This window comes from Lysinibacillus sphaericus OT4b.31 (genome assembly GCF_000392615.1).
In the GTDB taxonomy this organism is placed as follows: Bacteria; Bacillota; Bacilli; order Bacillales_A; family Planococcaceae; genus Lysinibacillus; species Lysinibacillus sphaericus_B.
The window spans coordinates 1052710-1074039 of the sequence record NZ_KB933398.1 but is presented as its reverse complement, the minus strand read 5'-3'; the positions used below and the strand labels follow the sequence as shown (position 1 = coordinate 1074039).

General features: G+C 40.6%; 15 protein-coding genes and 1 riboswitch. All 15 genes read right to left on the bottom strand.

What is annotated here, in order from left to right; genetic code table 11:
• Positions 1-482 precede the first annotated feature (482 nt).
• Positions 483-1010: a DNA-directed RNA polymerase subunit delta gene (gene rpoE / locus H131_RS04885; RefSeq protein WP_051112178.1), complete on the bottom strand. Its 528-nt coding sequence runs from the start codon at positions 1008-1010 to the stop codon at positions 483-485.
• A 689-nt stretch (positions 1011-1699) separates the two neighbouring features.
• Positions 1700-4948, bottom strand: a complete 3249-nt coding sequence (gene icmF / locus H131_RS04880; protein WP_010857956.1) for a fused isobutyryl-CoA mutase/GTPase IcmF — start codon at positions 4946-4948, stop codon at positions 1700-1702.
• Positions 4949-5149: 201 nt separating this feature from the next.
• Entirely contained in the window at positions 5150-5782 is a 633-nt protein-coding gene (locus tag H131_RS04875; RefSeq protein WP_010857955.1) for a TetR/AcrR family transcriptional regulator, read from the bottom strand.
• A gap of 3 nt (positions 5783-5785) precedes the next feature.
• Complete coding sequence (locus H131_RS04870) at positions 5786-6922, bottom strand: acyl-CoA dehydrogenase (RefSeq protein ID WP_010857954.1); 1137 nt, start codon at positions 6920-6922, stop codon at positions 5786-5788.
• Positions 6923-7023: 101 nt separating this feature from the next.
• On the bottom strand, positions 7024-8157 hold the full coding sequence (locus tag H131_RS04865; protein ID WP_010857953.1) for an acyl-CoA dehydrogenase: 1134 nt from the start codon (positions 8155-8157) through the stop codon (positions 7024-7026).
• A 69-nt stretch (positions 8158-8226) separates the two neighbouring features.
• Complete coding sequence (locus H131_RS04860) at positions 8227-9078, bottom strand: 3-hydroxybutyryl-CoA dehydrogenase (protein ID WP_010857952.1); 852 nt, start codon at positions 9076-9078, stop codon at positions 8227-8229.
• A complete protein-coding gene (locus H131_RS04855; protein WP_010857951.1) occupies positions 9078-10283 on the bottom strand; it encodes an acetyl-CoA C-acetyltransferase in 1206 nt (401 codons plus the stop codon). Before H131_RS04855 ends, H131_RS04860 begins: the two co-directional genes overlap by 1 nt.
• 233 nt (positions 10284-10516) lie before the next feature.
• Positions 10517-12730 carry a heterodisulfide reductase-related iron-sulfur binding cluster gene (locus tag H131_RS04850; RefSeq protein WP_010857950.1) on the bottom strand — a complete coding sequence of 738 codons (2214 nt, stop codon included), beginning with the start codon at positions 12728-12730 and terminating at the stop codon, positions 10517-10519.
• Positions 12731-13029: 299 nt separating this feature from the next.
• Positions 13030-13593 carry a cob(I)yrinic acid a,c-diamide adenosyltransferase gene (locus H131_RS04845; RefSeq protein ID WP_010857949.1) on the bottom strand — a complete coding sequence of 188 codons (564 nt, stop codon included), beginning with the start codon at positions 13591-13593 and terminating at the stop codon, positions 13030-13032.
• Positions 13594-13598: 5 nt separating this feature from the next.
• Positions 13599-15065, bottom strand: a complete 1467-nt coding sequence (locus tag H131_RS04840) for an adenosylcobinamide amidohydrolase (RefSeq protein ID WP_010857948.1) — start codon at positions 15063-15065, stop codon at positions 13599-13601.
• On the bottom strand, positions 15062-16063 hold the full coding sequence (locus tag H131_RS04835) for a FecCD family ABC transporter permease (protein WP_010857947.1): 1002 nt from the start codon (positions 16061-16063) through the stop codon (positions 15062-15064). The genes H131_RS04840 and H131_RS04835 overlap by 4 nt, the downstream gene beginning before the upstream one ends.
• Positions 16060-17022, bottom strand: coding sequence for a helical backbone metal receptor (locus H131_RS04830; protein WP_010857946.1), 963 nt, complete (start codon positions 17020-17022; stop codon positions 16060-16062). The genes H131_RS04835 and H131_RS04830 overlap by 4 nt, the downstream gene beginning before the upstream one ends.
• 234 nt (positions 17023-17256) lie before the next feature.
• A riboswitch (cobalamin riboswitch) is annotated at positions 17257-17440 on the bottom strand.
• An 87-nt stretch (positions 17441-17527) separates the two neighbouring features.
• On the bottom strand, positions 17528-19195 hold the full coding sequence (locus H131_RS04825; protein ID WP_036131080.1) for an acyl-CoA dehydrogenase family protein: 1668 nt from the start codon (positions 19193-19195) through the stop codon (positions 17528-17530).
• A gap of 2 nt (positions 19196-19197) precedes the next feature.
• The gene (locus tag H131_RS04820) at positions 19198-20700 is read right to left on the bottom strand and encodes a class I adenylate-forming enzyme family protein (protein ID WP_010857944.1); all 1503 of its coding nucleotides are present in this window, start codon (positions 20698-20700) and stop codon (positions 19198-19200) included.
• Positions 20693-21082, bottom strand: a complete 390-nt coding sequence (locus H131_RS04815; RefSeq protein ID WP_010857943.1) for a MerR family transcriptional regulator — start codon at positions 21080-21082, stop codon at positions 20693-20695. The genes H131_RS04820 and H131_RS04815 overlap by 8 nt, the downstream gene beginning before the upstream one ends.
• Between the last annotated feature and the right edge of the window lie 248 nt (positions 21083-21330).

Sequence of the window (21330 nt, the reverse complement as noted above, 5' to 3'; positions counted from 1 at the left end):
AACGATTAGCGTGAATGCCTTAACATCGATTAAATAATTTATATTTGCTTATACCTTAAAATAAGAAAAGCCGAGAATGCCTACATAAAAATATAATGTAGTCGATTCGAAGCTGTAATCGTTTCTATCTCTTTTTATACTTTCCTTTATCCAAACTCACCTGGGGTCAATAACCATCAAAATTAAATTCAAAAGGCTTTCACCAGGGAATTAAGCTCTATTCAGTTACCGATTATTATACATAATAAATAGTTAACAACAATTATATTCATCTATTGCCTATATTCATCAAAGAAATAACTGAAAAAGGTAAAAACAAAAAAACGCTCCTCCTGCATAGGTTTGCAGGGGGAGCGTATTGCATACACGGTCTTTCTCCTCTTTTAAGGAGCCCAAGTAAAAGATTAAACGGAACCGTGAAAGAAGTCAAGATTTTTTACTACTTGTACAAAAGTAAGAAAATTCAAAGAGAAAATTACGAATTACGCTTCTTCCTCTTCCTCTTCATCTACTTCGTCTTCGTCGATGAAGTCTTCGTCGATTTCTTCATCGATTTCTTCGATTTCTTCTTCATCCTCAAATTCAATTTCTTCTTTTTCTTCATCGATTTCTTCTTCAACAAATTCTTCATAATCTTCATCGAAGTCGATGTCTTCTTCATCTAAATCTTCTTCAATGTCATCGTCTTCATCAAGAGTAGCCTTTGATTTTTTCTTATGAGTTTTAACAGATGGAGCTGTTTCTTCTTCAATTTGTTCGACCTTAAACCATTCACGTAAACCCCAACCTGATTCTTGGTTGTATAAGAAGCGACCATCCACATTCATATCAGTGTAAAATTGTAGCAAGCGTGATTTAATATCAGCATCACTAAAGCCAGTAAGCTCTTTAATAATTGTTAGCAGGTCATTAAATGACACTGAGGCACGCTTTTCAGTTAAAATTGCATAAGTTAAGTTAATTAACGATTCTTCTGCTAATTGTTCTTTTGTCATTTCACGAAAATTCAATTCGCGCACGTCCTTTCCCTCATCACATACGGATGTATTAAAAATTAAATGGTGCTCTATCTTCATTCATCAGAAAACGCTCACCTCTATAGGCGGTGAGGTGAATGCAAGTTTTTTCCTACCATTAGCTAAATGTAGATAAAGCCTCCGGCGGATGTCACAGATTTTGAAAGGAGTCTATGTTGGCCTAACTTCGTCGCATTTTGCGCAAATGGCTAACTGACCTGCATCGCGTAGGCCTAAGTACAATTCAAAATCCGGACGCAATTACGCCAAGGCGAAATTGATTTTCCGAGCGCACCTAAAAAAGGCCGCACAAAAGTAACTTTCTATATCATAAGCATAATACCCATTATATACAAAGTTTTAGTCTCTTTGCTAGCTTCAATTACTGTTTTTTATATCACGTATTATTTTAAAACCAAAGTAAAACAAATAAACAGACAATAATAGTAAAGGAATAGCGCCAATTTGCTTATTATACAGGAAAATGACTCCTAACACTAAAGCTAAAATGATAATGTAGTGAATAACTGATTTCATCCTCTACTGCGCCCCCTTTGTCATTCTATTATAGCGAAAATGAAAAGAAGTGCCTAATCGAAAGACTAGACACTTAAAACTACAGCAGCATTCCGCATAAAATAGAATAATTTGTAAATAGAAAGCGATTATCGCACGCTTACTTTCTACATATTACGACGGAACTGTCCGCCTACTTCATATAATGCTTTTGTAATTTGTCCTAAGCTTGCTACTTGTACAGTTTCCATTAGTTCTTCAAAAATATTACCGTTGTTCACAGCAACTTCTTGTAAACGAGCAATAGCCGCCTCTGCGTCTCCTGTATGCTGCTGCCAGAAGGCTTGTAGGTTTCGTATTTGTGTTTCTTTTTCTTCCGTTGAAGCACGCGCAATTTCCATATTGTCAATGGCGTCATCTGCCGGTGGGTTTGGATTTAAGTATGTGTTTACGCCGATAATTGGTAATTCACCCGAATGTTTTAGCATTTCATAGTGCATGGATTCTTCTTGAATCTTACCACGTTGATATTGCGTTTCCATTGCACCTAACACACCACCACGATCATTAATACGATCAAATTCTTCTAACACAGATTCTTCTACCAAATCAGTTAATTCTTCAACGATAAATGCACCTTGTAATGGGTTTTCATTCTTCGCTAATCCATGCTCTTTGGTAATGATCATTTGAATTGCCATTGCACGACGTACTGATTCTTCTGTTGGTGTTGTAATCGCTTCATCGTAAGCATTTGTATGGAGTGAATTACAGTTATCTTGTAGTGCCATTAATGCTTGCAATGTAGTACGAATATCATTAAAGTCAATCTCCTGTGCATGCAAGCTTCGACCAGATGTTTGAACATGGTATTTCAGCTTTTGCGCACGCTCGTTAGCACCATATTTATCACGCATAACGACTGCCCAAATACGACGAGCAACACGGCCAATCACTGTATATTCTGGATCTAGCCCATTGGAGAAAAAGAACGATAGATTTGGCGCAAAATCATCAATATTCATACCACGGCTTAAATAGTATTCAACATACGTAAAGCCATTTGCTAGTGTAAATGCTAGCTGTGAGATTGGATTCGCTCCAGCTTCTGCAATGTGATAGCCCGAGATAGATACTGAGTAATAATTACGCACTTTTTGGTCGATAAAGTATTGCTGGATATCCCCCATCATGCGCAGTGCAAATTCAGTTGAGAAAATACAAGTATTTTGCCCTTGGTCTTCTTTTAAAATATCTGCCTGCACTGTCCCTCGTACGACCTGCAATGTTTTTTCACGTGTCTCCGTGAACTCTTCAACTGTTAATGTACGATTTAATGCTTCCTCACGCAGCCTCACCTGCTGATCAATTGCTGTATTCATAAACATTGCTAAAATAATTGGGGCAGGTCCATTAATTGTCATCGATACTGAAGTTGATGGCGCGCAAAGGTCAAAGCCTGCATAGAGCTTCTTCATATCTTCTAACGTACAAATTGACACACCTGACTCTCCGACCTTACCGTAAATATCCGGACGATAATCAGGATCCTCACCGTATAATGTTACGGAGTCAAAGGCCGTGGATAAACGTTTTGCGTCATCGTCTTTCGATAAATAGTGAAAGCGTTTATTTGTCCGTTCCGGTGTGCCCTCTCCAGCAAATTGTCGTTTCGGATCTTCACCTTCACGTTTAAATTGGAACACTCCTGCAGTATACGGGAATTCACCTGGTACATTTTCTCCATAGACCCAGCGTAAAATTTCACCGTAATCAACGAACTTCGGTATAACGACCTTTGGTATTTTTGTACCAGAAAGACTTGTTGTCGTTAAAATCGTCCGAATTTCTTTATCACGAACTTTGGTTACAAATACATCACCAGCATACGCTTCTTTTAAAGTCTGCCAATTTTCTAGAATACGCTTGGATTCAGCTGATAATTCATCACGGACACCTTCCGCTAAAGACGTAAGTGATGCAACTAGTGCGTCATCTGGCGCCTTTTCCTTGACTGTAGCAATGGCACCCTCAAGTTGGAATAAACGACGTGCAAATGCTACCTGTTGCTCTGTTTTTTTATGATAGCCTCGCACTGTATCAGTAATTTCACGTAAATAATAACGACGATCGTTTGGAATAATGACATCCTGCTTTTGCGTTTTCGCAAATTGTTCATAACTTGTTTCCCAATTGCTACCTGTTTTATTATTAATAATGTTCACTAATACTGCAAATAAAGTATTTGTTCCTTTATCATTAAACTGACTGGCAATTGTACCATATACAGGCATGCTATCAATTGGTTCTTCCCAAAGCTCACGAGATCGTTGAAGCTGTTTTTGCACTTGACGTAACGCATCTTCTGAGCCTTTACGTTCAAATTTATTGATAGCAATTACATCCGCAAAATCAATCATGTCAATCTTTTCAAGCTGTGTTGGTGCCCCAAACTCACTTGTCATAACATACATGGATAGATCCGTGTACTTTGTAATTTCCGCATCACCCTGACCAATCCCACTCGTTTCCACGATGATTAAATCATAACCTGCAACACGTACAACATCTAAGACATCACCAATGGAAGCGGTCAATTCTGTACGTGAGCCTCGTGTCGCCAAGCTTCGCATATACACACGATTATTGAAAATGGCATTCATACGAATACGGTCTCCAAGTAATGCCCCACCTGTTTTTTGCTTTGTCGGATCAACGGAAAGAATAGCCACACGTTTATCTGGGAATTCCTTCAGGAAGCGGCGAATAAGCTCATCCGTTAATGAAGATTTCCCTGCACCACCCGTTCCTGTAATCCCTAAAATTGGCGTCCCTTTCGAACGTTTGCGCGCTTCTACTAACATAGCTTTCGTTTCGGCATCATCGTTCGATTCTGCCGCAGTAATTAAATTTGCCAGCAATTCTGGTGTTTCTGTTGTTAAGATTTCTAGCTTTTCATCGTAGTCTCCTGTCGCCGTTGAGAAATCTGTCCCTTTAATTTGCTCGTTGATCATCCCTTGTAGACCAAGCACTCGCCCATCTTCTGGCGAGAAAATGCCAGAAATACCATATGAATGTAGCTCTTTAATTTCACGTGGTAAAATAACACCACCACCGCCACCATAAATTTTAATATGAGGCGCTCCTTTTTCACGCAGTAAATCATACATATATTTAAAGTATTCCATATGGCCGCCTTGATATGAGGATACAGCAATGCCTTGTGCATCCTCTTGAATAGCCGCATTCACGACTTCTTCAACAGAGCGGTTATGTCCTAAGTGAATTACTTCCACACCACTAGATTGCAAAATACGTCGCATAATATTGACTGAAGCATCATGCCCATCAAAAAGACTGGATGCTGTTACAAAACGCACGTGATTTTTTGGACGGTATACTTCTACCTTTGCCATATATGAAACCCCCACTTTCTCCCCTTAGTAAATCTCTTTCTTAACGTATGAACCGCATTATAAGCTAGCGGCGAAGTTGAGTTTTGTGGCAAACACTCACCTCTTTATACGAAACATATAAACGAACCATCATACTGCCTCAAATAAAAATCGGTAATTGCAATATCCATCTATGCAATTACCGATTACCCCTTAAACTGATTAGAACCCCTTAATGCCTGATATGAATAATGTTGTCTGCATATCAATATACTCATCAAGTGTATGTTGACGATGGAGCGCCCATTTACGAAACGCCCAACTTTGGCCTTGAACGACTAAGTTATTCGCAGCCAAATGAATTTGCTTGTCAGTCATTGAAATTTCACCTGTCTCTACACAGCGTTTTAATAGTCGCTCAAAAGTGGCAACCATTTCGAATTCCTTACTGAATACATAGCGCTGCGCTTCCCTCGACAAGGATTTCGTTTCTTGATACATAATCGTCAATTCATCGACCATACTATCAATTTGCAAGAAATACTCACGAATCATTTCTCTTAATTCTTCGATAGTACCTGCCTTAATTTCGAAACTTGCTAGTCGCTCCATTGCGTGATGATAAATACTGTCACATACAAGGTATAGTACATCTTCTTTCGTACGAATATATTCATATAATGTACCGATACTAAAGCCCGCAGCTTTCGCAATTTCTCTCGTCGTGGCACGATGAAAACCTTTTTCTTTAAATAATTTAATAGCACCTTGAATCATTTGCTCTCGGCGAATAGCGATCAGATTTTCATCTTTCACAGTTGACTGTACTTGGGGCCTTTTACTTTTTTCTGTCATAAATTACTTTGTCAACATACGCGAAATCACCAGACGTTGGATCTCCTGCGTACCTTCGTAAATTTGTGTAATTTTCGCATCACGCATGAAACGTTCTACCGGATAATCTTTTGTATAACCGTAGCCACCGAAAACCTGCACTGCCTCAGTCGTTACACTCATTGCTGTGTCACCAGCCATTAATTTCGCCATTGCAGAAGCCTTACCATATGGTAGACTATTTGACTCTAACCAAGCAGCTTGGTATGTAAGAAGTCTTGATGCTTCAATTTGTGTAGCCATATCCGCTAATTTAAAAGACACACCTTGATTTGCAGTAATTGGCTTGCCAAATTGCACACGCTCTTTTGCATATTCTACAGCTGCATCTAACGCACCTTGAGCAATTCCTACAGCTTGAGCCGCAATACCGTTACGTCCCCCATCCAGTGTAGTCATCGCAATTTTAAAGCCTTCCCCCTCTGCACCAAGCAAATTTTCTTTTGGTACACGGCAGTTGTCAAAAATAATTTCAGTCGTTGGCGATGAACGAATTCCTAGCTTTTTCTCTTTTTTACCAACTGAGAAGCCCTCAAAACCTGCTTCAACAATAAAAGCAGATGTGCTGTTTTTCGCTTCTGGGTCTGTTACAGCAAATACAATATAGGTATCTGCTACACCACCATTCGTGATGAAAATCTTCGAACCATTTAAAATATAATCATCGCCGTCACGTTTGGCATATGTTTTCATACCGCCTGCATCTGAACCTGAAGCTGGCTCTGTTAAGCCATATGCACCAATATGTTTACCTTCTGCCATAGGACGAAGATACTTTTGTTTCTGTTCTTCCGTTCCGAATTTGTATAATGGCCATCCTGCAAGTGAAGTATGTGCCGATAATGTTACCCCTGTTGAAGCACATACACGTGATAGTTCTTCTACAGCAATTACATAGGCAAGATAATCAAAGCCTGCACCACCATACTCTTCTGGCCAAGGAATACCTGTTAATCCTAGTTCAGCCATTTTTTCGAAAATTGTACGGTCAAAAGCTTCATTTTCGTCGCGCTCCGCTGCAGTTGGTGCTACTTCGTTAATAGCAAAGTCTCGAATCATTTCACGTAATTGTTCGTGTTCTTCTGTTAATTGAAAGTTCATGGTCCATTTCCCCTTTTATATGAATGAATTTCACGTTGACGTCATTTGATTTCGTAGATACACCAATCTCTTCACTTATTGAGATGGAGACTTTTATTGCATCAAATTAACTGTTTACTAATAACCAACTTTTGGATTTCACTTGTACCCTCATAGATTTCTGTCACTTTGGCATCACGGAAATATCGCTCTACTGGATAATCCTCTGTGTAGCCATAACCACCGAAAATTTGTACAGCTTCAATCGCAGTTTGCACCGCTGTACGAGAAGCGAAAAGTTTAGCCATCGAGGCTTCCGCTCCGCACGGTAAGCCTTTGGCCCGTAAATCTGCCGCACGATAGACAAGCAATTTTGCCGCTTCAACCGCAGTCGCCATGTCTGCTAGCTTGAAGCCAACTCCTTGCTGTGCTGAAATTGGTTTACCAAATTGGACACGTTCTTTCGCATAAGCTGTTGCTGCTTCAAGTGCTGCTTCAGCAATACCTAAGGCTTGAGCTGCAATGCCAATTCGACCCACATCTAAATTTGCCATCGCAATTTTAAAGCCTTCTCCTTCTTCCCCAAGAAGATTTGTAGCTGGTATGCGACAGTTATCGAATGTCAGTTGTACTGTGCGTGAGCCATGTAAGCCCATTTTGTGCTCATCCTTACCTATCACTAAGCCCGGCGTTCCTTTTTCGACAATAAACGCTGAAATTCCTCGCGTCTTGTCGGCTTGATTGGTAGATGCAAAAACGATATAGACATCTGCCTCACCACCGTTTGTAATAAACACCTTTGATCCGTTAATAACATACTCATCACCATCACGCACCGCTTTTGATTGCAATGAACCTGCATCTGAACCTGCGCTTGGCTCTGTTAAACAAAATGCGCCTAAATATTCTCCCGAAGCTAGTTTTGGGACATAACGTTGCTTTTGTTCATCATTACCAAAATAAATTATAGGGTTTGTACCAACTGAGGTATGCACCGATAAAATAACACCCATCACTGCACTAACCTTAGATAATTCATTAATGGCTAGTATGTAAGATGTAAAATCCATCGCAGAGCCACCTAGTTCTTCTGGTGTTGTAATGCCCATTAAACCAAGCTCACCCATTTGCACAAGTAGCTCTCGTGGAAACTCCCCTGCCTCCATACGATCTACCCACGGTGCAATCTTTTCTTGCGCGAAATCTCGCACCATATCACGCATCATGATCTGTTCATCTGTAAATTGTAAATGCATCTATAATGTCACCCCTCTATGTTGTCACGTAGCATTACATTTTTGTTGAATAATCCCATCCCCATAGGATTATTCGTAAACGTAAAAGCCTCTTCCTGATTTCTTGCCCAGCCATCCTGCTGCCACATATTTACGTAACAATGGACAAGGTCTGTATTTACTATCCCCTAAGCCCTCATGTAAAATCTCCATGATTGACAAGCATGTATCCAGACCGATAAAGTCCGCTAATGTTAGTGGCCCCATTGGATGATTCATCCCAAGCTTCATGACATCATCAATAGCTTCTTTCGATGCAACACCTTCATACAATGCATAGATTGCCTCATTAATCATTGGGAGTAAAATACGATTCGAAATAAAGCCTGGGAAGTCATTTACTTCCACTGGTATTTTTGCTAATTTCACTGTCATATCTTCAACAGCTTTGTAAACCTCATCAGTTGTTGCTAAACCTCTGATGATTTCAACAAGCTTCATAACAGGTACTGGATTCATAAAGTGCATACCAATGACTTGCTCTGGACGGTTAGTTACTGCTGCAATTTCGGTAATTGGTAGAGATGATGTATTCGTTGCTAAAATAGCATGTGCGGGTGCAATAGTATCTAATTGGCGGAAGATGGATTGCTTCACTTCCATGTTTTCCACAGCCGCCTCGATAATAATATCTACATCACTCGCATCCTGTAAATCTAGTGACATAGTAATACGACCTAGAATTGCTGTTTTCTCATCTTCTGTTTTACGATCTTTTTCCACATCACGCGCTAAATTTTTTGTAATTACCGCTAATCCACGCTCAAAAAATTCTTGCTTCATGTCATTTAGTTTGACTTCATAGCCAGCTTGAGCACAAACCTGTGCAATCCCTGAACCCATTTGACCAGCGCCAATGACCATAACCTTTTGAATTCCCATCATTCATGTCCCCCTGTAGTTGGTACCTCAATCATGATTGCATCGCCTTGCCCTCCCCCAGAGCAAATGGCAGCAATACCAATTCCGCCACCTCGGCGTTGTAATTCATGTGCGAGTGTTAAAATAATGCGTGCTCCGGAAGCTCCGATTGGATGTCCTAGTGCCACTGCTCCACCGTTGACATTGACCTTCTCTGCATCAAGTTCCGCAAGCAGAGTGCTGACAAGAGCTACAGCAGCGAAGGCTTCATTAATTTCGATTAGATCAATGTCAGCTATTGTTTTCCCCGTCTTTTTAAGAAGTTTATTGATAACAAGTCCTGGTGTTTGCGGGAAGTTTTCAGGCTCCATCGCGAGTTCCTCATGGCCGATGATAATGGCAAGTGGCTCTCTGCCTTCACGTACTGCACGCTCCTCACTCATTACTACAAGTGCACATGCTCCATCATTTACTCCAGGTGCGTTACCCGCTGTAATCGTGCCGTCCTTATCAAAGGCCGGCTTTAACTTAGCAAGCGCTTCCATCGATGTTCCAGCTCTTGGTGCCTCGTCTATACTCACTAGAAGCGGATCACCCTTACGCTGTGGTATTTCTACTGGTACAATTTCCTGTGCAAAGTAGCCTTTTTCTATTGCCCCTAGTGCACGTTCATGGCTGCGTACGGACCAAGTATCCTGTTCCTCGCGACTTAACGAAAACGTAGTCGCTGTCGTATTGCCATAGCTTCCCATATGCGGTCTTGCCTGATTAAAGGCACATGTTAAACCATCATATAGCATGCCGTCTATCATGGTGGAATCGCCCATGCGTAAACCTGTGCGACCCTTCATTAAATAGTACGGTGCATTTGACATAGACTCCATACCGCCAGCGATAATGACTTCTTCGTCCCCTAACCGAATTAGCTGATCTGCTAACGTTACTGCGCGCATCCCTGACGCACAAACTTTATTAATCGTTTCTGTTTTCACCGAAGTTGGTAAACCTGCTTTTAGTGCAGCCTGTCTTGATGGTATTTGTCCCTGACCACCTTGTAGGACTGTGCCTAAAATTACTTCATCCACTTCATTTGGCATAATACTCGCCTTCTCTAGTGCCCCTTTAACTGCAATTGCTCCCAGATCACTTGCGTTGAGTGATGATAGTGCTCCTCCAAATTTACCAAATGCCGTTCTTGCTCCTGCTAAAATTACCGCTCTATTCAAGTAAAACACCCCTTTTGTTTTACGTTCTCGATGAAGGTATCGATTAGTGTCTTTTCCCAAACCCCGTTGTTGACTGAACGCTCGCTCGATTCTTCTCGATGAAAAATGGGAGTCCTTAACTAACTCCCATTTCCATTAATCTTATTCTACAAAACAATTAATTGTTGTGCAATTTATATTTTTCAGATAACCAAAATATTTCTGCAATAATCAGCTATTTTCTTAGCAAGTAGTTATTTCTCGTCAATTTCCATAGTATCCACTGAAGCGACTACCTCTTCTAACATCTCTTCTGATACTCCTTCAGTTGGCGCTTCAACAACTTTCACTTTCTCACCGAATACAGAACGCTCCAATAACTCTGCTACATCGAACGTACTAATTGTATCTTCAACTTCTTTTGCCTTTGTTCCATCCTCTAGCATTGTTAAACAGTACGGACAGCCAGAAGAAATCACCGATGCATTTGTTGCTAAAGCTTGCTCTGTTCTTGCTACATTAATACGATTTCCAACATGCTCTTCCATCCACATTAAACCGCCACCTGCACCACAGCACATTGCCGTTTCGCGATTACGTTCCATTTCCACAAGCTTAACGCCTGGAATACCTCGAAGAATCTCGCGTGGTGCATCATACACATCATTATAGCGACCTAAGTAACAAGAATCATGGAAGACAATTGTCTCATCGACTTCATAATTCATGGCTAGACGATTTTCTTCTATCAATTGATTTAGTAGCTCTGTATGGTGATAGACTTCACCTTTCCAGCCGAAATCTTGGTATTCATTTTTGAAGATATTGTATGCATGCGGGTCAATCGTAACAATTTTCTTCACATCATTTTTCTCGAACTCATCGATATTGGCTGTCGCTAACTCTTGGAATAAAAACTCATTCCCTAGACGACGTGGTGTATCTCCTGAGTTTTTCTCTTTATTTCCTAATATCGCAAACTTCACTCCAGCCTCATTTAATAGACGGCAGAAGGCTAAAGCAATTTTTTGTGAACGGTTATCAAATGCACCCATAGACCCTACCCACAATAGATACTCCATGTCCTCGCCCGATTTTTTCAGTTCTTTCACCGTCGGGATATTGATAGTTGAATCAAGGTCACGCCAATTTTCTTTTTCTTTACGGTTTAGCCCCCAAGGATTACCTTGACGTTCGATGTTTGTCATCGCGCGCTGTGCATCTGGATTTACTTTTCCTTCAGTCATCGTTAGATAACGACGAAGGTCAATAATTTTATCGACATGCTCGTTCATTACTGGACATTGGTCTTCACAGTTACGGCAAGTTGTACATGCCCAAATCTCTTCTTCAGTAATTACTTCACCTATTAAAGAAGGACTATAAATGTCTTCCATGATTGCGCCCTCAGCACCAGCAGCCATTGCTAGCTGATTCCCCTTTGTATTAGCAAAGAATTGATATGGCACCCACGGTTTTTGCTTTGTGACAACCGCCCCTGTAAATGTTAAATGATCACGAAGCTTGACGATTAAGTCCATTGGTGACAGCATCTTTCCTGTTCCTGTTGCCGGACACATATTTGTACAACGACCACATTCTACACAAGAATATAAATCGAGCATCTGCTTTTGCGTAAAGTCTTGAATACGTCCAACACCTATGGCTGGAATATCATCTTCACTGTCCGCATTTTCACCCGCTTCTTCAAGTGCCTCGAAGTCAATTGGTGTTAACGTTCCCGTACGATCTAAACGGTTCATATACACATTAATTGGACTCACAATTAAGTGGAAGTGCTTCGATTGTGGTACATAAATTAAGAATGTTAATAGGATTAATAAATGTGCCCACCACATGACATAGAAAACACCTGCTGCTACAGATGCTGGTAAAAAGCCAAAGATAGCTGCGATTGCTGATGCTACAGGTTCCGTATAAGTTAAGCCTTCGCCATGCCAGATTAAGCCCATACCATTTGCAAATAATGTTGATACCATTAAACCACCAATGAAGATTAATACTAAACCATTTTTCCAACCGCGTTTTAGACGCACTAGCTTTTCAACGTAGCGACGATAAAACGCCCACACTACCGCTACCAAAATCATTAACACTACTAACTCCTGGAAGAATGTAAATACACCATAGAAAATCCCTAGTGGTAAATGGGAATTTGGTGCTAATCCCTTCCAAATTAAATCAACAGCACCTAACTGTACCATCAAGAAACCATAAAAGAACATGACGTGAATTAAACCACTTTTCGGATCTTTTAATAGCTTATTTTGACCAAATACATTGACCATTAAATAACGAATACGTTCTTGAACACTTTCATCAAACTCAACCTTTTTCCCCAGTTGTACAAACTTGTAGCGTGTTTTTAACAGATAGAAAAATAATCCTACTGCATAAAGCACAACCACGACTGTTAAGACAATGTTTGCAATTAGTAATGGATTCATGGTTGGTCCCCCCCTTAGCTTGTCGTAATTTCTCTCTTTGTGTTAAATTTGCTAGTTCATGCGTAAATGTACGCTATTTTGTTACTATATTCATATTCTAATAAATGAGTGAGCATTCAGTCAACACAAATCAAAAATATTTCTGATAATTTTATATTCTTACACTTCACAAGAAAAAAAGCCACCCTGAAATTTTCAAGGTGGCCCTGTAGCAAATATATAGAGTAGCGAAAGCACTCAGGCAAGCCTACGTACAAGTCAAAATTCTGAATCAATTATGCCTAGATGTAGGTGATTCGCTATTTTTTAAATACTTTTCCACTTCGAATATACTCAATGTCTGCTACGTTTAAGCGTGCATTGACAACACGTGCAGCCGCAAATAAATAATCAGATAAGCGATTTAAATATTTTTGTACAATTGTTGGTACATCCTGGATTTCTTTCATCAGCGTTACCATTTGACGCTCTGCTCGGCGTGCAACTGTACGCGCAATGTGTAGTGTTGCTGCTGCTGGTGCTCCACCTGGCAAAATAAAGCGTTCTAGTGGCGGCGCTTCATCAGATAATGCATCAATACGCCCCTCCAATACTACAATCGGTTCTTCTGCAAGTTTATAATGACGTTCCTTCATGACATTTGCAAGATCACCACCTGCATCGAAAAGTTCTTGCTGAATCGTTTCTAAATCCACTAAAATGTCTTTGAATAATTCACGATCTAATTCACTTACTGCCTTACCGATAAATGAATTTAGTTCATCAATTGCACCATATGTTTCTACACGTAAGCTATCTTTATCGACACGTCCACCGATCAGACTTGTTTTACCTGTATCGCCTGTTTTTGTGTAAAGTTTCATTCAACTCAGCTCCTATACTTCATATTATAATTTTGAATTGCCTGCACCGTCGTCTCAAAAACACCTTTACCTATAATCTTGCCTACCTTTGTAATCGGACCACCATAAGACATTTCCTCACCATTTTGTGTTGCGGCAATCAGTAAGCTATCTGTCGCGGTGCCGGTCGCAACTGTATTCGAGCGCTCATCACGAATATTTTCTGACTGTAATGCTTTTGTTTTCGCCTCATTGGCAGTCATCATCGCTTGGAAAAATGCCTCTTCCGATAAACACCCATTAATCACAACCCACGTGTTAATAGTACCAATATATGGTTCATCTTGTCTTTCATGCGTACGTGACACATCCACAGCATTGCCAACACCTGCAGTGACGACGACAAATACACTACCGAAGGAAGCCTTATATTCACGAAGTGCGACGAGCTCTGTTGAAACAGCTGTTAGCATTACCACCGTACTTGTCGACGAAAAGTGTTCTCTTTGTAAAAATTCAGCGACCTCCTGCTTCACATCATGAATGTCATAATTACCCTGAACGGAACGATTTAACAGGCAGTCATACCACCCAATACCCGGATTATGTACTGCTGAGGACACTGTTTTTAAAGGAATATTTGATTTTAATTGAATATAAGCTGTTGTTACCTTGAAATCTTCTTTTACGATAACAGCTCGTTGCTGATGCTCGCTCGCTGCTGGCATCATCGTAATTTGGGGTTTCGGAATTTCAGGATGTGCGTAAGTCGTGACTCTCGCTTGATATACTTCTTCGATTTTTGAGGCAATCAATACTTCATGTGGCGCACCAAATGCACGCATACGCCCACTCTCCATGAGCAATAATTCATCACAATAAAGCGAGGCTAAATTCATGTCATGCAATACCATAATAACCGTTAAACCACATTCAAGTGCTTCTTTTCGTACCATATCTAAAATTTGTCGTTGATGGGCGATATCTAAATGATTCGTCGGCTCATCCAGCAGTAAAATTTCCGCTGTTTGTGCTAAAGCCTGTGCTACAAATACACGTTGTTGCTCACCACCCGATAAAATTTCCATCGGGGTATGTTCGTAACGTGTGACACCTGTTTGCTCCATCGCGTATTGAACAGCTTGCTCATCTACCACTGACCAGCTCGAAAAGAATCCTGTTTGATGGGGATAACGTCCAAGTGACACTGCCTCACGCACTGTATTTGAAAATGCATTGGCATGTAGCTGTGGTAGTACTGCCATCTTCTTCGCCAATGCTCGGGCGTTATATGAATTCATATCTTTTCCGTCTATTTGAATAGTGCCTGAAGTTGCTGGTAAGATGCCACTGATTACCTTCAGCAACGTCGATTTGCCACTACCATTTGGTCCTAAAATGCCGAGTATCTTCCCCTTTTCAACTGTAAAGCTTACATCTTTGACAATCGGTACGCTTTCATAGCCACCTGATAAATGTTCAACAATAATCATACGCGTACCCCCTTGCTTCTTCGTTGCTTATAGAAAATATACGAAAAAACAGGTGCGCCAATAAACGCAGTAATAACACCAATTGGCAACTCACGTGGCACGATAATCGTACGTGACACTAAATCACAAATAATAAGCAATGTAGCTCCATTTAAAAAAGATAATGGCAATAGATGACGGTGATCTGAACCCCAAATCATCCGTGTCATATGCGGTACCACTAAACCAACAAACCCAATTGTTCCAGAAACCGCAACCGCTGCTCCCGTCAGCATAGAGCCGCCAGCTAAAATCAAATATTTACTACGTTTCACATTAACCCCTAAATGCTTCGCGCGCTCTTCTCCATACAAAAGAACATTTAACTCTCTTCTTTGCGTCCAAAGCATCGTCGAGCCAATCACAACAAACGGTGCAATCATTTGCACATATGGCCATCCACGCATGGATACCGAACCAAGTAGCCAGCCGATAATTTGTCGTAACTCCTCACCAGTTAAAGCAATCATTAACGAAATAAGAGAACCTAAAAACGAACTAAAAATAACGCCCGTTAAAATGAGTGTTTCCATTTTTAGTGACCGGTCAACTAACCTAGCAAAGCTCATAACAGCTACCATTGTTAACACCGCACCAATCATACTAAAAGTTGGCAATGTGTATAGGCCAACAACTGGAATAGAAATACCAAAAAACAACGTCATAACTGCCCCTACAGACGCTCCAGACGAAACACCCAATGTATATGGATCTGCTAGAGGATTTTTCAATAAACCTTGAAATGCTGCCCCTGCAATCGCAAGGGACGCCCCTACAAGTCCTGCCAACATGACACGTGGCATGCGAATTTTCCACAAAATATTGGCAGCTGTTTCATTTGCCGCCTTATTCCACAATACTTCTAGTGGAATGTGAACCGAGCCTATCGATACACCACACCAAATGCTAATGATTAGAAGCGTAATCGCTGTGACATAGGCAAAAATTATTCTACTCACTCGAAAGCCTCTGGGTAGATGGCTTTAGCTAATTCTTCAAGACCATCAGCTAAACGTGGACCCTGACGACTTGTCATATTTTCATCTACTTGCACAATCGCATTATTTTTCACGGCAGTAATTGTATCAAATCCAGCACGTTGGGGAATTTTCGTTAAAATATCTGGTACATAATTATATGTCACCACAATGACATCTGGATTTTTTGCAATGATTTGTTCAGCATCAATTTTGTACCAGTCACTCGTATCAGCCGCTATATTTTCTGCATGGATCATGTCTAGCATTTCCTGCATAAATGTATTCTTACCAGGTGTATAAATTTCTGGTTCATCAGATGTCTCTACAAAGACTTTCTTTGACTCCACGTCCTTCAATTTCGCTTGCACTTCTTCAGTTTTTGTTTTCATATTTGCTATCATTTTTTCAGCTTCTGATGATTTCCCAGTTGCACGCCCTAATTGCTCAATTGTGGTATATGTCTCATTAAAGTTATCTGCGTTTGCTACAACATATACCTTGACATCAGCTGCTTCTAGTTGCTCTATTGCACCTTTTAGAGACGCAATCCCTGACTCATGCGCAAAAACGATATCTGGTGAAAGTGCAATAATTTGTTCAATATTAAACTCCGTACTGCCTACTTTCTCTTTGTCAGCCGCCTCTGCTGGAAAATCATCATAATCATTGACACCAACAATTTCATCATTTAAACCAAGTCCAAATAAAATTTCCGTATTACTTGGTATCAGCGATATAATTCTCTCTGGTGGTGCTTCTAGTGTAATATCATTACCAGTAACATCTGTCATCGTAAGCGGGAATGTTGCTTCTTCTACTTGCGGGGTTGCCTGTTGCTCTGATGCAGGATTGTCGTTTTTCGTGTCCTTGCTATTACATGCCGCAAGTAAGCCCATTGCTAGAAATGCTGACAATCCTATTTTCCAATACTTTTTCACTGTAAATCCTCCCTAATTAACCTGTCTGTGCGCATATTTTATCGCTCTGTTTTTTTGATTTATCGATAAACTTTTGCATTTTATCGCCCCACTTTGAGAATTTATCGCCCACAATCTTTAATTTATCGAAACAACCTTATAAAACTGAAAACACCCCTCATCACAAAAGATGAGGGGCGTGTTTGCACATAAATACATACGCAAAATTCCACCACCCTATCCTCGTAGGCTGTATCGTGTTGCTCTATAAAGGCAGGTCTCCTGGCTCGTGTGCTATTCGTTTTTTCATGCCTTCCCGAAAGATGTTCAGTGGCGTAGATTGAAAAAACTCACACTTACAGTGGCGGGACCGCGTCGGAATTACACCGATTTCCCTTTTCACTTTACTTAGTAAAGAACCTTTATAATATTCAGTTGTTTTCATTATACATGAAAATAGAATGATATAACGATAAACCTTACACAGATAAAGCCGTCTCAATGACTTTGAGACGGCTCACTATAGCTAGATGATTTCCGCAAAATACTGCACAGTTTTCATAGGGGCACCGATTTCACGCAATGCCCATGTGTCCTCTAAATAGATGTCTGCGAGCATTTCATATTTGCCACCAAATTTTTCTGCCCATTCTACTGCTACGACGCTTTCATATAAATGTGCCATTTTCTCTACCACTTTTTTTGCCTCAAATGTTTTCATTGCTGTATCTAAGTGGCTGAAGGTTTGTAATGTCACTACTAACTTTTCAAGTTGCTCAGCTACAATTTGAAGCAATGGACTAGCAGTTAACTTCGCCAATCGCTCTTGCATGGCTTGAACAAACAATTCATGTGCCTGAAACTTATCCACTAAGCGAATAAGCTCTAATGCTAAAATATTGGCTGTCCCTTCCCACACTGTGAGTACTTGCGCATCTCTCAGTAAACGAGGCGTTACAAAATCTTCAATATAGCCATTTCCACCATGTAGTTCAATCGCTTCACTTGCATAATGCACGGCTTGCTCAGCTGTTTCTTTTTTCATGATTGCGATGTTCAAACGATTCATAATGATGTCCTGCTCATTGCCCTGACCACTTGTTACCTTATCGTACAATTGAATGACATCAAAGACAGTTGCAACCTCTACATGTAACTTTGCTGCAAATTTCCCTAATGTATCTTTAATCATAGGATATTGTGTTAACGGCTGCCCGAATGCATGGCGATTTGTTACATAATGCTTCGCTTCTAAATACCCTCGGCGCATAATACCAATCGAGGCAACAGCATTGCAAATTCTAGACAAATTAAGCGCTTCCAACATATAATAAATCCCTTTATTTGGCTCACCAACGACATATGCAAGTGCCCCATCGAACTCAACTTCCCCTGATGGTACCGCCTTGACACCTAGCTTATCCTTCAAACGTCGAATCCGAAGATTATTGATGGAACCATCCTCTTGATGCCAAGGTACGGCAAAGAGCGTTAAACCTTTGGATCCTTTTGGTGCATCCTCCATACGTGCTAATACCATTGCAACGCCACACATCCCTGCATTCGATGCAAAGTATTTCTCACCGTATAATCGATATTCATTCCCATCCAGTACTGCATTGACAACGTTTGCTCCAACATCAGAGCCCCCCTGTCGCTCAGTTAAAAATGTGGCTCCCTCATAAAGCGGCGTATTACCTGTCGCGCAAACATGTGGTAAAAAACGTGACTTCACTTCATCGCTCGCATAATGGTCGAGTAAATACGCTGTAGCCATCGTTAAAGTTACTGGACAATAGAAACCGGGCTCTGCATGAGACAGTAAATAACCCTGCGCAAAGCTATACACATAATTACCTTTCCTACCTAGTTGTGGAATCTCCTTATGCACATACCCTACTATACCTGTGTTATACGTTTCTTCGATTGTTCTTTTATAGCCGTCATTAACCCATATTTCTGATACTTCGTCACCATATGCGTTATATCTTTGTAGTCGAGGTTCGCCTGCTCTGTCGGTATGCTTTGCTCTTACATCAATTTCACCAGCACAAAGCTCACCAAAATCTGTTAGTTCACGCTTTGCAAACTCTAAGAACTCTTCATCTAGCATCATCTCTAATACCTTTTGCAACGTATCATTTTCTGTGAAAAAATTTGAAGTCTTAGTCTCTTCCTGTTGTAAAACCTTCATCATTATCTCACCTCTTGTCCCTTCAAAGATTGCTTTAATATCTTACCTGATGCATTTCGTGGGAGTGCTTCCACACGTTCGAAAAGACGTGGAATTTTATATTTTGCTAGATGTTCTTCCAAATAAGCAATGAGTGTTTCCTCATTAATTTCTACCTTCGAGGCATAAATCGCCTTTGCAGTTTCGCCCCACTGCGGATGGGGAACACCGATAACAGCAACCTCAAAGATACCTTCGTAGCTTAAGCAACAATCCTCAATTTCTTTCGGGTAGATATTCACACCACCGGATATGATAACGTCCTTCTTGCGATCAACTACCCAAATATAGCCATCCTCATCAAAACGAGCTAAATCTCCTGTTTTCAGCCAGCCGTCTATGAATGTAGCCTGTGTGGCCACTTCATCCTTGTAATAACCCATCATATTTCCCTCACCCAATAATACAATTTCGCCTACTTCCCCAACAGCCACATCCTCGCCTTTGTCGTTAATAATGCGTAATTCTGTACCGAGTGGCGCACGCTGACCAATACTCCCTGCCTTCAACACATGTTCCTTTCCGAACAATAATGAACCACTTGGCCCAGCCTCTGTTAAGCCGTAAACACAAGTTAAATTATCTGTTCGGAATGCTTTTTCTATGAAACTTACTTCTTGTTGAGATAGCGGAGCACCCCCATAAACCCACCACTTCATCGAAGATAAATCGGCTGATTTCAATCTTGGTAGTTGTGCTGTTAATAAATAGGCCACTGGCGCTCCAAAAAAGTGCGTCGCTTTTTCCTGTTCAATCGCATCGATAAATAAATCTGGCGTAAAAATTGGTGTCAGAACATTTGTTGACCCTACAAGCACACCAGCCATTAAAAATAAGTGTAGTGGCGCTGAATGGGTTAATGGCATCATCAGTAGTATGCGGCTTTCCGGCTTTACTTCCATTTCCACAGCAATCATTTGCGCTACTGTTAAAATATTTCGGTAGCTAAAGAGCACGCCTTTAGGTTTACCTGTTGTACCGGAAGTATATAAAATTGTCGATGCATCGTCTTCATTGAGCTGGCAATCAATGGTTTGTTTACTTGCATTTTGGATAAGTGCTTCATAGTTCAACCAGCCAGCCATTACTTGACCTGTTTTAATTTTAATAGGAATCCGTGTCATGTTTTCGACGGATGTAAAAATTGCGTCATGGACAATTATCGCCTTTGCTTCCGCATGTTGCGCGACATATTCGACCTCAGGCAAGGTAAATTTCGCATTGACAGGTACAACAATTGCTCCAATACGTTGAATGGCAAAATAACTGACGACAAACTCTACTACATTCGGCATGAAAATTATTACTTTATCGCCTTGTCTTACGCCTTGTTGCAATAAAACATGACCAAGTTGTGTCGCTTGCTCATCTAATTCACGATATGTCACTCTTCGTCCGTGACAAATAACCGCTTCATTTTTTGCATACTTTCGGGCATTCCGTGCTAACAAAGTCGAACTATTCATCGTGCATCTCTCCCTTTAGAGTAGTTAATTTTTCATTAAACATGCCATGCAATTGCTGTAATTCCCTTTTCATTTGCTGAAGCTCAGCTATTTTATCATCAATCTCTTGCATTTTTTGTTCTCCATATACGACTGTTCGTTGTAATTGCTGAATACCTGTCCGGTCAAAATCAAAAAGCAACACCATCTCCTTTATTTCTTCCAATGAAAAGCCATAACGCTTTCCACGGAAAATGAGCTTTAGTTTTGCCATTTCCTTTTTTGAAAAGGTTCGCTGATTGGTATTGGAACGATCCGGATTTAGCAATCCAAGCTCTTCATAATAACGAATGGTGCGTGTTGAAACGTGAAACTCCTTTGCCACCTCTTGTATCGTCTTCACATCCAATCCCCCCTTCACAATTACCCTCAGTATATCATTGACGTTAACGTAAACTTCAACAACATTTTTGTAATATTTAGAAAAAACATTACTTTAAGCAGACGAATAAGTCATTTCGGATATTCCGGCCGTTCTATCCATCACTTTCACTGTTTTATCCGTCACTTCCGCAACTTTATCCGTATCGACCATCCACTTATATGCAAAAAGCCCCCGACACACTAATGTGCCGAGGGCTAAAAATTATA

What these genes read in the sequence shown, in the direction of transcription:
- H131_RS04845 (WP_010857949.1), bottom strand. Translation starts at nt 13,593, where the DNA reads ATGAAACTTTACACAAAAACAGGCGATACAGGTAAAACAAGTCTGATC.
- H131_RS04825 (WP_036131080.1), bottom strand. Translation starts at nt 19,195, where the DNA reads ATGAAGGTTTTACAACAGGAAGAGACTAAGACTTCAAATTTTTTCACA.
- H131_RS04850 (WP_010857950.1), bottom strand. Translation starts at nt 12,730, where the DNA reads ATGAATCCATTACTAATTGCAAACATTGTCTTAACAGTCGTGGTTGTG.
- H131_RS04860 (WP_010857952.1), bottom strand. Translation starts at nt 9,078, where the DNA reads ATGGGAATTCAAAAGGTTATGGTCATTGGCGCTGGTCAAATGGGTTCA.
- H131_RS04875 (WP_010857955.1), bottom strand. Translation starts at nt 5,782, where the DNA reads ATGACAGAAAAAAGTAAAAGGCCCCAAGTACAGTCAACTGTGAAAGAT.
- H131_RS04820 (WP_010857944.1), bottom strand. Translation starts at nt 20,700, where the DNA reads ATGAATAGTTCGACTTTGTTAGCACGGAATGCCCGAAAGTATGCAAAA.
- H131_RS04870 (WP_010857954.1), bottom strand. Translation starts at nt 6,922, where the DNA reads ATGAACTTTCAATTAACAGAAGAACACGAACAATTACGTGAAATGATT.
- H131_RS04865 (WP_010857953.1), bottom strand. Translation starts at nt 8,157, where the DNA reads ATGCATTTACAATTTACAGATGAACAGATCATGATGCGTGATATGGTG.
- icmF (WP_010857956.1), bottom strand. Translation starts at nt 4,948, where the DNA reads ATGGCAAAGGTAGAAGTATACCGTCCAAAAAATCACGTGCGTTTTGTA.
- H131_RS04840 (WP_010857948.1), bottom strand. Translation starts at nt 15,065, where the DNA reads ATGATTATTGTTGAACATTTATCAGGTGGCTATGAAAGCGTACCGATT.